Origin of the sequence: Micromonospora sp. HM5-17 (genome assembly GCF_003762835.1) — a bacterium.
GTDB lineage: Bacteria > Actinomycetota > Actinomycetes > Mycobacteriales > Micromonosporaceae > Plantactinospora.
This window is the reverse complement of the sequence record NZ_RJWA01000007.1, coordinates 335,048-348,848: the sequence shown is the minus strand read 5'-3', so window position 1 is coordinate 348,848 and position 13,801 is coordinate 335,048. Positions and strand designations below refer to the sequence as shown.

The following is a 13,801-nucleotide window of genomic DNA, read 5'->3' as shown; positions in this document are numbered from 1 at the left end:
CCGCCACACCGGCGGCCGCGGGCGTGACGGCGGGACAGCCGCGGCCGTGGCGGGGTGGGCGATGACCCCGCTCACCGGGACCGCGTCGGCCGTCGAGGCGAACCGGGCCACCCGGTTCCTACGCTCCAGCGCCGGCCGGGCGCTGATGGTCGCGATGGTCCTGCTGCTGACCGTGGCCGGCGCCGGCGGGCTGGCGCTCGCCAACAACGCCGGGCTCTTCGCCGACCGCCCCGAGGGCTGTGTCGCACCCGATCGGCACCTGGACCTGTACGCCGTGGAGCTGCCGCGCGACCCGGCGACCAACCAGATCCGGCTCGGGTACGGCCTCACCCCGCAGACCGCCTCGTACCCCGGCCCGACGATGGAAATGATCGAGGGTGAGTGCCTGGCGATCACCCTGCACAACCAGGTGCCGGAGGCGACGCTGGCCGCGCTGCGGACCGAGCCGGGCCACCCGCTCGGCGTCTCGCTCCACGTGCACGGCGTCAAGTACACCCAGGAGTCGGACGGCACGGTGCACAGCAACTCCTACGTCCCCTCCGGTCGGTCGCGCACCTACACCTGGTTCGCGCAGCCCCGAAACACCCGGACCGGGGCGCAGGGCACCGCCGGCTACTGGTGGTACCACGACCACGTCGTGGGCGGGCCGCACGGCACCCAGGGCATCGCCAGCGGACTCTTCGGCGGCCTCGTGGTACGCCGGCAGGGCGACCCCCGGCCGGACCGCACCTACGTGACCGCCTTCGGCGACCGACAGACCATCAACCTGCGCCGCAGCCCCGACACCGACACCTGTGACCACGCGAACCCGCAGCCCGGCCCGACCTGCATGGTCGCCAGGGTCGGCGAAAAGGTGGAGTTCATCGTGATCGGCATCGGCAACGAGATGCACACCTTCCACCTGCACGGACACTCCTGGGCGGACACCCGCACCGGGCTGGTCAGCGGGAGTAACCGCGCCCTCGTCGACTCAATCCCGATCATCGACAACCGGACCCTCGGCCCCGGCGACTCGTTCGGCTTCCAGGTGACCGCCGGCGACTCGGTCGGGCCGGGGCACTGGATGCTCCACTGCCACATGCAGTTCCACTCCGATGCCGGCATGTCCACCGTCGTACACGTCCTCGACGAGAACGGAACCATGCCGCAGTACGGCGGCGACGCACCGCCCGCCCACCACCGCTGACCCGGCCGTCCGTCGCACGACCCACTCCCCACCGTCCGCACACCTCGTGAAGGAGGAGACATGACCGACGGACCCCAGCAATGGATGTCCCGACTGGTCAGACGACGTCGAACGGGACCCACCCCGGCCGCCCCGGCGGCCGCGCCGCCGGCCCGCCACCGCACCGGCAGGCCGAGACGCGCCGTGGCCGCCGCCCTGAGCGGCACGCTGCTGTGCGGCGTGCTGGCCGCGCCCGCGACCGCGGCCGCCGCGGTGACGGCGGACGCCGAGCGAACGCCCACCTGGGGCGCCCGGGTGGTGAACGTTCTGGTGTTCCACGGCCCGGTGGCGCAGCAGGCCGACCCGGTCACCCGCGCCGTCAAGGCCATCCGGAAGCTGGGCCGGGAGCACGGCTTCTACGTCCACGACTCCGCCGACCCGGCCGTCTTCACCCCCGAGAATCTCGCCCGGTACCGGGCCGTCGTCTTCCTCTCCGCCAACGGCGTGACCCTCAACGACGCACAGGAGGCGGCGTTCCAGGCGTACATCAAGGGAGGCGGCGGCTTCGTCGGGGTGCACGACGCCGCGTACGCGCAGCCGGGTTCGGAGTGGTTCACCGGGCTGATCGGCACCCGCCCCGCGCCGACCCTGCCCAACGCCGAGAAGATCGTTGAGGTTCGGGCCAGCGGAAACAACCCGCCGAACGAGACCGAGGCGCAGCTCATCGACGGGCGGACCGGCACCAAGTGGCTGACCCGGAGCCCGAACGGCTGGGTCGTGGCGAAGCTGGGCGCCCCGGTGGCGCTCTCCCGCTACGCCCTGACCTCGGCGAACGACTTTCCGGGCCGGGACCCGAAGGACTGGACCCTGCAGGGTTCGAACGACGGGGAGAACTGGACCGACCTGGACCGCCGCACCGGGGAGACCTTCCCGCAGCGGTTCCAGACCAAGCAGTATGCGGTCGACAACACCGAGGCGTACCAGTACTACCGGCTCACCATCACCGCCAACAGCGGCGAGCCGCTGACCCAGCTGGCGGAGCTCTGGCTGATCGGACCGAACGCCGGGCCGGCGCCGGAGAGCCAGGTGCAGGAGGCGGTGGTCGGCCTCACCGACCGGCAGCACCCGGCCAACAGGGGCCAGCCGCTGACCTGGACCCGCGCCGACCAGTGGATCAACTGGGATCCGAGCCCGGTGGGGCGGGTGCACACCGTCGCCCAGGTCGACGAGTCCACGTACAACCCGGGGCTGAGCCGCAACGGCCCGTTCCACCCGATCTCGTGGTGCCGGGACTACGACGGCGGCCGGTCGTTCTACATCGGCATGGGGCGCACCGAGGCGTCGTACACCAGCGACACCGCGTTCCAGTCGCACCTGCTCGGCGCGATCCAGTGGGCCACCGGCGTCGTCCGGGGTGACTGCCAGGCGACCATCGCCGCCAACTACCGGACCGAGCGACTCACCACCACCAACACCCCCGGGCAGCTCGACCAGATCGGCGAGCCGCACGGCCTGACCATCGCGCCGGATGGAAAGGTCTTCTACATCGGCAAGGCCGCCTGCGCGACCGGGCCGGTCCCGGACTGGGACGACCCGAACGTCGGCCTCGGCTGCGGCACCATCCACCAGTGGGATCCGCGGACCCGCCAGGTCAAGCTCCTGACCACGCTCAAGGTGATGGGGAACCGGGGCAGCGGCGGCGAGCTGGTGAAGAACGAGGAGGGCCTGGTCGGCATCACCCTCGACCCGAAGTTCGCCGAGAACGGGTGGATCTACGTCTACTGGATGCCCCACGAGTCGATCGACCGGGAGAGGCGGATCGGGCAGCGGACCATCTCACGCTTCACGTACGACTTCGCCAACCAGACGATCGACCAGGGCACCCGTAAGGACCTGCTGCACTGGGACACCCAGATCCACTCCTGCTGCCACGCCGGCGGCGGCATGACCTTCGACGAGAACGGGAACCTCTACGTCGCCACCGGCGACAGCAACTCCTCCGGCGGCTCGAACGGCTACTCCGGCAACAACTGGACCCAGGAGTACGCGGGCATCTCGTTCCAGGACGCCCGCCGGACCGCCGGCAACACCAACGACCTCAACGGCAAGATCCTCCGAATCCACCCCGAGCCGGACGGCACCTACACCATCCCCGAGGGCAACCTCTTCACCGGTGAGGAGGAGGGCGGTGGCAAGACCCGGCCGGAGATCTACGTGATGGGGGTCCGCAACCCCGCCCGCATCGCCTGGGACCCGGTCAACGACTGGCTCACCGCCGCCTGGGTCGGCCCCGACGCCGGCGCGCCGAGCCCCGAGCTGGGACCGGCGAAGTACGACACCGCCACCATCATCACCTCCGCCGGTAACCAGGGCTGGCCGTACTGCATGGGGAACCGGCAGCCGTACCGGGACCGCAGCAACACCGACGCCAGCGTCCTGACCGGCTGGTACGACTGCGACAACCTGCGCAACGAGTCGCCGCGCAACACCGGCCTGGTCAACATCCCGCCGGCGCGCGACAACATGATCTGGTACTCGCCGCAGGGCGGCGGCCCGGTCTATCCGACGCGCACCGACGGCAGTGGCCTGCCCAGCTACGTGCTCGGCGAGGAGACCTTCACCCGGCCGTACCTGACCGGCGGCAGCCAGGCGGTGATGAACGGCCCGACGTACCACCGGTCCGAGGTCGACACCGACAGCGGCGTGGCCTGGCCGGCGTACTGGGACAACAAGTGGTTCATCGGGGACCAGTCCAACGCCAACAACCGGATCGCGGTCACCGTCGACCCGGAGAAGGTCCCGACGGCGGGCGCGCCGGCCTTCGCCGAGGACCTGCGTTCGATCATCCAGCCGGGCAACGGCGGCACCCAGCTGCAGTCGTGGATGGACGCGAAGTTCGGTCCCGACGGCGCGCTCTACCTGCTCGACTACGGCGGCGGCTTCTTTAGCCTGCACCCGAACCAGAAGCTGATCCGGATCGTCTACCAGGGTGGCCCGGCCACGCCGAGCCCGACCCTGGCCACCGCCCAGGCCCGCACCCCCAGCCAGCCCCGGACCATCACCTTCTCGAGCGCGAGGGTCGGGGGCGTAGCCTGGGAGTGGGACTTCGGCGACGGCAGCAAGAAGTCGAACCAGCCCCACCCCACCCACACCTACAAGCGGTACGGCACCTTCCAGGCGAAGCTGACGGTGACGTACGCCGACGGTGAGGTCGCCACCAGCACGGTCACCGTCAACGCCGGCTGCACCGCGGCCGACGCCCGGCCGACCGTCTGGCTGCTGCACACCGACACCGGGGTCGCCAACCACCCGGCCGGCGGCGGCTGCACGGTCAACGACCTCATCGACGACGAGCGCAGCTGGCCCAACCGCGGGTCGTGGGTGAGCCACCTGGAGGACGTGCTCGCCGAGCTGACGGCGGCGCACGTCATCGACACCCGCGAGGCGAACAAGCTGCGGCGGCTCGGGGCGAACTCCCCGATCGGCACCACGCACGGCTACGAGACCATCTTCGACGGCACGGCGTACTCCCTCGCGGGCTGGCGACAGGCGCCGAGCGGTTCCTTCTCCGTCCGACCCGACGGGTCGCTACGCAGCTCCGGCGGCCTCGGCATGCTCTGGTACGCCGAGCGGGAACTGGCCGACTTCTCGATCCGACTCCAGTTCCGGGACATCTCGCCGGAGGGCTTCCGCGCCAACAGCGGGGTCTTCGTCCGCTTCCCCGACCCGAGAACCCCGCTGGAGCAACGGCCGGCCGGAAGCTGCGGCACGGTGGGGTCGGCCCGCAGTTCGCAGGCGTGGGTGGCGATCTACTGCGGTCACGAGATCCAGATCTACGACGGGGAGACGGGTGAGCCGCAGAAGACCGGCTCGGTCTACAACTTCTCACCCAACGGACTGGACGAGGCCGGGGTGACCCCGAAGGGCGTGTGGAACGACTACGAGATCCGGGTGGTCGGCCAGCACTACACGATCATCCGTAATGGAGTGGTGATCGGCGAGTTCGACAACACGCCGGGCAAGCAGTCGTCCCGCCAGGGCGACCCGCCCACCGACCTCCGCCAGTTCCTCAGCGGTTACGTCGGCCTGCAGAACCACAGCGACAACGACGTGATCGAGTTCCGCAACATCCGGGTACGCGCCCTGTAACCGACCGGTGCCCGGGTACCGGAGGCGGGTCCTCCGGTACCCGGGCACCACGCTGTCCGGGCTCCGGCGGGCTGTCCCGGGCGGCTCCGACATCGACAGTCCGAGCGGATCCCGCGTCGCACCACCGGCGATACATCCGATGTGTTGGGTCGTCGGCCAGCACCGACCGGTACGTGCAGGCGGCCGACGCGGGCGCGGCACCGCTGGTCGCGGCGGCCACCACGATCGGCAGCTGGGAGCGGTTCGACCTGGTCACGGTCGGCTGAGGCCGCGTCGGACGCGGTACCCGGCCGGGTGGCTCGACCCCGGGCGAGGGCGGGTCGGAGGTCGCCGGGGTGGCGGGCCGCGTTGTAACCGACGACGGTGACCTGACCGTCTCGGCCCGGCCGGGTGCCCGAGCCGAGCCGGTCAGCCGACGACGGCGTCACGCCAGCCGTACCGAGGCTCGAAGCCGAGCAGCCGGCGCGCGGCCGAACTGTCCACCAGCGAGTCGAACGGACCGAGCGGCGACCGGCCCCGCGTGGTCGGGTGGAACCGGGCCAGCAGTTCGGCGGTCGGCACCGTGGCCGAGGTGTCCGGTGCGGCCACGGTCAACCGTGGCCGCACCGGGCGCCGTGCGGACCGGGACGGTCATTTCCCTGCCCAGTAGGCGTCGAGAACCTTCGTCAGTTCGGCCCCGGTCGCCGCGGCGTCCTTCTTCTTCAGCGGCGTAAACTCCATGAGCACCCGCGCGACCGCCGCGGCGTCGTAGCCCGGGTAGCTCGACACCATTGACCGCCGCCGCACGTGTGGCCGTACACTCCCGAGATGACGCTGCCCCACCCCGGCACCCCAGCCGGGCCGAGGCGGGCAGGAACGCCCCGGTCAGCCAGAGCACGCCGCTCAACCCGAACCAGATCAGCACCCGCAGGGGGCGCCGACGCAGCTCGTGGCCGCGGAGCGCGGTCACCAGCACGACGCCGCGCAGCAGGTGCGGGCCGACGTACGACCCGGCGAAGACGATCCCCTCCGGGTCCTCGTACGCCCGCACGGACGCGACCGACATCAGCAGCCCGCCGAGCATCACCGCGAGCACGAAGAACTGGACCAGCGGCTGACGCGGGTCGTACCAGTCGGTGGTGTAGGCGGTGACGGTCCAGACCCACCAGATGGCGGCGAGCAGCACCGCCGTCTCCACCACGTTCGCCGACGAGAGATCGTCGACCATGCGCTGGGAGAGCCGGGACAGCGCGACGATGAGCCCGAGATCGAGGAAGAGCTCCAGATAGGAGATCCGACGTTCGCCTTCCCGGGGGCGTAGCAGCCACCCCGACCGTCCCTGCGCCACGTACCCCCGTCCCGGCGACCTCTCCCCAGTCGTACCACGACGACGCGGATGCGGGGGCCGGTTGCCCGAGGCCGGCGGTTCCCGGATACGCCGGAGGCCTTTCGCCGTGACGCGGGCACAGCCGCCGGCGGGGCCGGGAATGCCGTCACCGACGGTCGGCCGGTCAGGCCGGCCGCGGTCCCGTGGCCCACCGGCGCGGGCCGAGGAGAGCGCGGGCGCTAATACCACATCCTCCGCTATCGCGGAGGGCCCGAGTCGAACGAGTAGCAGGAAGCGCCCGCATGGCCTCGGCTCTCGCCGATCACGCCGGGATCAGCTCGGTGAGCCGATCTAGTGTATACGCCTCCGATCCGTCCGGCAGCTCCTCCGGCGCCTCGATGCCGATGAACGTGACCGGCTCGTCCGGCGGGTGGCCGTCCCACGTCCGCACCTCGGCTCGGGCACGCCACCGGTCCACGAGGTAGGACACGGTGAGGTAGCGCCGCTCCATCAGCGCCCGCACCCGGTCGGCCGTGGTGAACGTGGTGGTCTCCACCCGGTTGAACGACGGCTTACCCCGCAGGTACAGGTGGAGCCACACCGCCTGCCAGCCATCCGTGCCCTTGACGAACACCATCGGCAGCGCGACCCGGCCCGGGCCGCGCAGCTGCGAACGCGCCCGCACGGTCCGGGCGTCGAAGGGGGCGCCGCCCTGGTCCCGGGTACGGGTCTGGTACCCGAACATCGACTCGGCGACCTCGTCGAACGACTCGCCCGCGTAGATGTGGACCTGCGGAACGACGTACCGTCCACGGACCGTCAGGGGCACCTCGATGAACTCGGTGGCACCGTTCGTCGCGTCGGTGATGTCGCCCGAGTACACCACACCGTCGTGGCGGTAGTTCGTCCAGGACACCTGGCCCGCGGTGTGGAACTCGTCGTCGAGCAGCAACACCGACAGGTCGTAGTCGGTGCGACGACTGGTCTGGCGCCAGTACATGAAGAAGCGCAGCAGCTCGCCGGAGACCGACGCCCGCGAGCCCCTCGGCAACACCGCGAACCCACCCTCGGCCGCCTTGCCCGACAACGGCAGTGCGACGTCGAGCACCTCGGGGTCCACCACCAGCGGTCGCTCCGGTTCCGGCAGCCGGGCGCTGATCTCCGCGTCGAGCAACGACGACAGCTCGGCCACCAACTCGGCCGGCAGCGGTGGTCGCCGGTCCGGCCCCACCCACGCGCGCCGCGAGCGGCTCGCGTACACCCGGACACAGGCGGGTGTCAGCCGGTTGTCGAGATGCTCCCGCAGCGAACAGAGCACACGGCCCGACGCCGTGCCCAGGGCGCCCGCGACCGCGTCGACCACCGTGGCACGCTCCGACGGCGATGCCAGCCGCAGAAGCCGGTCCGCCGAGCGCAGCAGCAGTCCCGGCGCGGCCGACAACACCGACGCGGCCGAACCGATGGCTCCGGTACGGATCGCCGCCTCCGCACGGCCGGCGAGGCTGGGGGCCCGCCGCTCGCCACGCGCGACCGCGAACACCTCCTGGGCGTGCGGCCACTCGTCGTACTCGTGCGGGTGCAGCCGCTCCCCGAGCCGCTTCCACCGCTCCGCGTGGCGCACGACGTCACCGAGCTTGTCCGGGTGGGCGGCGACGACCTGGTCCAGCGCGGCCAGCAGGATCCGCCGCTCCCGACGCCGGAACGGCCGGAACCGGGTGGGCGTCACGAGCGAGACGTCCCCGCCGGAGACGTGGCAGGCAAGGCGGAGCACGTCGGTCGTGGTGTCCACAGCGACCAGTGGTCGCCCGAGGACGAGCCGGACCCCGTTGAGGACGGCGCGGTTCTCCCGCACCGGGATCTCGGCCGGCTGCGCGTCGTCGAGGCAGGCGACGGCGAGCTCGCTGAGGATCGCCAGGTCCGCCTCGCCGAGTGGCGTCGTGCTCCCGGCCAGGGCCAGGTAGAGCCGCTCCGCCTCCACGTCGACGGTGTCGCCGAGATGCAGCAGGGTCACCCGGTCACCGGCGGAGGCGACCAGCGCGTCGTGCGCGGCCAACAACTCGGCGTAGCTGTGCTGGTAGGTACCGTAGCCCGGCAGTTCGAGCAGGTTCAGCCCGCCCGAGAGGACCGCCTCCCGTAGCTCGGCGTCGGTCGCCGTACCGCCACCGGTGAGCACGGCCGCCCGCAGCCGCTCCACCCAGAACTCGACGGTGTCCGGCACGCCGTCCGGGAAGTTGATGAAGTACGCGTTGTGCTGGACATGGTCGCCGACCAGCTCACGCACGGCGGAGACGACCGTGGCGGCGAGATCCATCGCCGGTCCGGGAGCGAGGGAACCGACGTGCTCCAGCAGGGCACGGGACGCCGAGAACCCGACGTCGAGCAGCGCCGCATCCAGTTGCCGGGCCACCGCCGTACCGTCGCCCGCCGCGCCGGTGCTCGCGGGCACCCGCAGTGTCTTCTGGATGATCAGCTTTTCGAGCACACGCCCTCCGTTCCGCTGGTCGTGCCCCTCGACGATGTGGCCACCCCGGAGGCCCGAGGGTCGACTCCGGCAGGCACCGACATGCACCGTGGGTCGCCGGGGACTCGAACCCCGAACCCTTCGGTCCGAAACGGAGAAGGAAGCCCGCCCATGGCCGCACCGGCGGGGAGCGGACGCGCTACCCCAAGCCGAATGCTCTATCCGATTGAGCTAGCGACCCGGCGTCGATCATTCCACGGGCGGACAAGGCCCGACCATCGAGTTTCGCGGCGCGAACCCGTCGACGGTCCCGTCCGGCGACGCGCCGCGGCAGATGTTTGCCGAGAGCACGCTCCGCGGCGCGGCGACGCTCCCCGGGTCAGGCGAGCCGGCGGAGGAGTGCCTCGACCGCGTCGACGAGGGGATCACCGTCGGTGTCGGGACGGCGGGCGAGGCCGAGCTCGACGTCGGGCAGGCGTGGGAGTGACGGCACGGTGATGCCGGGTTCGAGGTTGGCCGGGAGCAGGGCGGCGACGCCGAGTCCGGCCCGGACGGCGGCGGTGACCCCGGCGAGGCCGGTGCTCTCGAAGGCGACGCGCCAGCGGCGGCCGGCGGCCTCCAGGGCGTCGAGTACCGGGGCACGCCACCGGCAGGGTGGGGAGAACAGGATCAGTGGCAGGGGGTCGGCGTCGGGATCGAAGCCGGGGCCGGCGGCCCAGGTCAGGGGCGTTCGGACGGTCCAGCGCGGTGGTTCCGGCAGGTACGCCGGGTCACAGAGGGCCAGCTGCGTCCGGCCGCTCGTGAACGCCTCGCGGATCGCCGGGCCGGGCAGGCTGACGACCTCGAGGGTGACGCCGGGGTGGGTGCGCGCGAAATCGGCGAGGGCCTGGGGTAGCGGCGCGGCGGTGAGATCCTCGAGCAGGCCGATGCCGCAGTGCCCGGCCAGGGCCTGTCGCGGGGCGCGTAGGGCCTGCGCGGACAGGGCGAGGATCCGCTCGGCGTACGGCAGGAGCGCCTCCCCCGCCCGGGTGGGGGTCACCCCGGCGGTGGTGCGGCGCAGCAGCGGTTCGCCGACCGCGCGCTCGAGCCTGCGCAGCTGCTGGCTCAACGCGGGCTGGCTGTGCCCCAGCGCGGTCGCGGCGCGGCTGATGCTGCCGGCCCGGACGGCGGTCAGGAAGGCCCGCAACAGCGCCGTCTCGAGCTCGGGTGCCATAACGAGAACTTATACCCGCCCTCGGAATTTGCTCAGTTCCGGGGAACCGGGCGCCCGGCATAGCGTCGTCCCGTGCGATACCACCACGTCGACGTCTTCACGAGCCGGCCGTACAGCGGCAACAGCCTCGCGGTGTTTCCCGAGGCGGCGGGGCTCAGCGGCGCGCAGATGGCACAGATCACCAGGGAGCTGCGGCACTTCGAGTCGATCTTCCTGGTTCGGGAGAACGCGACGACCTGGGCGGCTCGGGTGTTCGACCTGCTCGACGAGCTGGACTTCGCCGGACATCCGGTCATCGGCGCGGCCTGCGTGCTGCACGCGATGCACGCCGACGCGGACCGCGCGACCTGGACGATACGGTTGGCGGCCCGCACGGTCCGGGTGACCACCCGGCGCACCGGACCCGGACGGTACGCGAGCGTGCTCGACCAGGGGCCGGCGACGTTCCTGGGCCGACCGGACGTCGCCGCGGTGCTCTCGCGGTTGTCCCTCGGCCCCGAGGACCTCGATCCCGACCTTCCCGCGGAGGTGGTTTCCACCGGTCTGCGGTACCTGGTGCTCCCGGTCCGGGGCGACGCCCTGGCCCGGGCCCGGATCACCGCCGACCTCGACGCGCCACTGGCCGCCGTGGGCGCCCAGTTCGCGTACCTCCTCGATGCGGCGGGACGGGAAGGGCGGCACTGGAACAACGACGGCCACGTCGAGGACGTCGCCACCGGCAGCGGCGCCGGCTGTGTCGCCGCGTTCCTGCGCCGGCACGGCCGGGTCGGCGACGGTGAGCCGGTCACCCTGCGGCAGGGTCGGTTCACCGGTCGCCCGAGCGAGATGACGATCGTGGCGTACGGACGGGACGAGCGGATCCGGTCGGTGGAGGTTGGCGGCGGGGTCGTCCTGGTCGGCGAGGGCGAGCTGCGGGAGTTGCCCCGGTGACCGCGTCCGCACCGCCGCTGCACTACGGACCGGAGGCGATCCGCGCCGCGGTCGGATTCGAGGACCTGCTCGAGCCGGTCTCCACCGCGCTGGCCGACTTCAGCCGCGGGCTCGGCGACTCTCCGGTGACGGTCTTCGCCCCGGCCGGCCCGGACGGCGACGTCCACGTCAAGTCCGCGTGGCTGCCCGGACGGGCGATCTTCACGGTCAAGGTCGCCACCTGGTTCCGGGAACGCGCCCGACGCGGCGGCACACCAGGGTCGGGGATCGTGGCGGTCTTCGACGCCGCGACCGGGGACCTACGGGCACTGCTGGAGGACGAGCATCACCTGTCCGACATCCGTACCGCCGCCGCCGGCGCTCTGGCCGCCCGGGTCCTGGCCCGGACCGACGCGACCGTGTTGGGGGTGCTCGGCACTGGCGTCCAGGCGTACCTTCAGGTACTCGCCGCCCTCGACGAGCGACCGATCACCGAGGTACGGGTGTGGGGCCGGCGCCCGCACCGCGCCGACGCGCTGGCCGCGGCCCTCCGCGCCCGCCGCCCCAACCTGCGGGTGACCCCGGTCGCCGACCCCAGGTCGGTCTGCGTCGGCGTGGACCTGTTGGTCACCGCGACCGCCAGCACCGAACCGCTCGTGCACGGCGCCTGGCTCGGTCCCGGGCTCCACATCACCGCGGTCGGCGCCGACGACCCGACCAAGGCGGAGCTGTCGGCCGACTGCCTACGCCGCGCCGACCGGATCGTGGTGGACAGCCGCGCACTCGCCACCACGCATGGTGATCTCGCCCGCGTCCGGCCCCGCCGCGACGACCTGACCGAGTTGGGTGAGGTCCTCGCCGGTACGGCGCCGGCCCGGCGGGACGAGGATGAGATCACGGTCTGCAAGCTGGTCGGACTCGGCGTCCAGGACCTTGCCGCGGCCGAGGTGACCCTCGCCCGCCTGACCGGGCAGGCCCCGGCCCGGCGGCAGCCGCCGGCCAGCGGCCAGGATCTCCGGCGGACAGCAGCCCCCTGACGGTCGCCCGCACCCGGTCCGGTGAGGTTCCGGTCGGCCGGGTCGACGACGGCAGGGGTGGACCACCCCGGTCCGGCGGAAGATCACGGCGACGCCGGCGGGTCCGGCAACGAGAGCGCGCGGGTGCCGCCGGCGCGCGGCCTGCCGGTCGCCGCCCGGGACGGGGTGTCACGGACCCGGAACGCCTGCCGGTACGCGCCCGGGGTCGTGCCCAGCTGGGCGCGGAAGCGGCGGCGCAGGTTGACCGCGGAGCCGAGGCCGACCCGGGCCGCGATCGCCTCGACCGGCAGGTCCGTCTCCTCCAGCAGGGTGCGCGCCGCGGCCACCCGGCGGGAGAGCAACCACGCGCCAGGGCTGGTGCCGAGTTGATCGGCGAAGCGGCGGGCGAGGGTGCGGGGCGAGACACCGAGCTGCGCGGCCAGGTCGTCCACGGACAACGGCGTACCGAGGCGTTCGTCGACCCACGCGACCAGGTCGTCGAGCGGCTCGCCGGCCGTCGGGGACGGCACGTGTCGTGCCTGGGCACCCTCGCGGTGTGGCGGCATCACCATGTGCCGCGCGAGGAGGGCGGCGTACGCGGCCCCGTGGTCCTTGCGGACCAGGTGCAGGCACAGGTCGATGCCGGCGCCGGCCCCGGCGCTGGTGGCGACGTCGCCGTGATCGACGTACAGCCGGTCCGGCTCCACCCGCACCCGGGGGAACTCCCGGCGCAACTGCTCGGCCCGGGCGGGATGCGTGGTGGCCGAGCGGCCGTCCAACAGCCCGGTACGGGCCAGCGCGAAGACGCCGGAACAGATCGTGACCAGCCGCGCCCCCCGCGCGTGGGCGCGCAGCAGTGCGTCGCGCACCCGCTCGGGTAGCGGCGCCTCCACCGGCACCCAGCCGGGGATGATCACCGTGTCCGCGGACTCGAGCGCCGACAGGTCCCGCGAAACGGTGATCGTGTATCCGCCCGTGGTCGCCACCGGTCCCGGCGTCTCCGCGCAGACCTCGAACTCGTAGTACTGCGGCAACCCCGCGCGCCGGGTGCCGAAGACCTCGACGGCACAGCCGAGTTCGAACGTCGACTGCACCGGCCGGACCAGGGCCACCACGCGATGCATGGCAGGAAAGTACCCCATGCTGTCGTCGCGGGCTCTGTCGCGCCGTGGCCCCGTACGGCACCGTCGCATGCATGCACCACGAGATCCTCGAGCAGGAGGGCTACACCTCCGTCTTCGTCGGCGACGCCCCGGTCCGCGAACCCTTCCCCGGCATCCGGCTCCGCTCCCTGTGGCGGGGACCGTCCGGCGCGTCCGCCCACGTACTGGAGATGGACCCGGGCACCTCCTGGCCGCGGCGCGACGTCCACGAGCCCGGCCCGGAGGAGGTCTACGTCCTCTCCGGCACCTTCAACGACGGCGCGCGCGACTACCCGGCCGGCACCTTCATCCACGCCCCGGCCGGGTCGTGGCACGTGCCCGCGACCAGCACCGGCTGCACGCTCTTCCTCTTCTACCCGGAGGGCTGACGCGGTCCCCCGGATGCCGGTGGCCATGTCGTGGCCATGGCCGCGCCGCTG

The 13,801-nt window shown here is 72.5% G+C and carries 9 protein-coding genes and 1 tRNA gene; 5 read left to right on the top strand and 5 right to left on the bottom strand.

Annotated features, from left to right (window positions below):
* The first annotated feature begins 61 nt into the window (after positions 1-61).
* Together EF879_RS21085 and EF879_RS21080 are read left to right on the top strand one after the other, a co-directional pair.
* On the top strand, positions 62-1,186 hold the full coding sequence (locus EF879_RS21085; RefSeq protein ID WP_199736543.1) for a multicopper oxidase domain-containing protein: 1,125 nt from the start codon (positions 62-64) through the stop codon (positions 1,184-1,186).
* A gap of 60 nt (positions 1,187-1,246) precedes the next feature.
* Positions 1,247-5,314, top strand: a complete 4,068-nt coding sequence (locus EF879_RS21080; RefSeq protein WP_123561221.1) for a ThuA domain-containing protein — start codon at positions 1,247-1,249, stop codon at positions 5,312-5,314.
* A gap of 424 nt (positions 5,315-5,738) precedes the next feature.
* Here the strand turns inward: EF879_RS21080 and EF879_RS21075 are convergent, their stop codons facing one another.
* The 4 genes from EF879_RS21075 to EF879_RS21065 form a co-directional block, all read right to left on the bottom strand.
* Positions 5,739-6,641 (bottom strand): low temperature requirement protein A, encoded by a 903-nt coding sequence (locus tag EF879_RS21075; RefSeq protein ID WP_148086508.1) that lies wholly within the window; start codon positions 6,639-6,641, stop codon positions 5,739-5,741.
* Between the two features lie 301 nt (positions 6,642-6,942).
* Positions 6,943-9,102 carry a hypothetical protein gene (locus EF879_RS21070; RefSeq protein ID WP_123561217.1) on the bottom strand — a complete coding sequence of 720 codons (2,160 nt, stop codon included), beginning with the start codon at positions 9,100-9,102 and terminating at the stop codon, positions 6,943-6,945.
* Between the two features lie 89 nt (positions 9,103-9,191).
* Positions 9,192-9,322: transfer RNA gene (locus EF879_RS27330), tRNA-OTHER, on the bottom strand.
* 138 nt (positions 9,323-9,460) lie between these two features.
* The gene (locus EF879_RS21065) at positions 9,461-10,294 is read right to left on the bottom strand and encodes a LysR family transcriptional regulator (protein WP_123561215.1); all 834 of its coding nucleotides are present in this window, start codon (positions 10,292-10,294) and stop codon (positions 9,461-9,463) included.
* A 72-nt stretch (positions 10,295-10,366) separates the two neighbouring features.
* Between EF879_RS21065 and EF879_RS21060 the strand changes: the two genes are divergently transcribed.
* Positions 10,367-11,224, top strand: coding sequence for a PhzF family phenazine biosynthesis protein (locus EF879_RS21060; protein ID WP_123561213.1), 858 nt, complete (start codon positions 10,367-10,369; stop codon positions 11,222-11,224).
* Entirely contained in the window at positions 11,221-12,240 is a 1,020-nt protein-coding gene (locus EF879_RS21055; protein ID WP_123561211.1) for an ornithine cyclodeaminase family protein, read from the top strand. The genes EF879_RS21060 and EF879_RS21055 overlap by 4 nt, the downstream gene beginning before the upstream one ends.
* Before the next feature lie 83 nt (positions 12,241-12,323).
* Here EF879_RS21055 and EF879_RS21050 read toward each other — a convergent pair whose 3' ends face one another.
* The gene (locus EF879_RS21050) at positions 12,324-13,343 is read right to left on the bottom strand and encodes a GlxA family transcriptional regulator (protein WP_123561209.1); all 1,020 of its coding nucleotides are present in this window, start codon (positions 13,341-13,343) and stop codon (positions 12,324-12,326) included.
* A 71-nt stretch (positions 13,344-13,414) separates the two neighbouring features.
* On the opposite strand from EF879_RS21050, the gene EF879_RS21045 reads away from it, so the two are divergent.
* The gene (locus EF879_RS21045; protein ID WP_123561329.1) at positions 13,415-13,750 is read left to right on the top strand and encodes a cupin domain-containing protein; all 336 of its coding nucleotides are present in this window, start codon (positions 13,415-13,417) and stop codon (positions 13,748-13,750) included.
* The last annotated feature ends 51 nt before the right edge of the window (positions 13,751-13,801 follow it).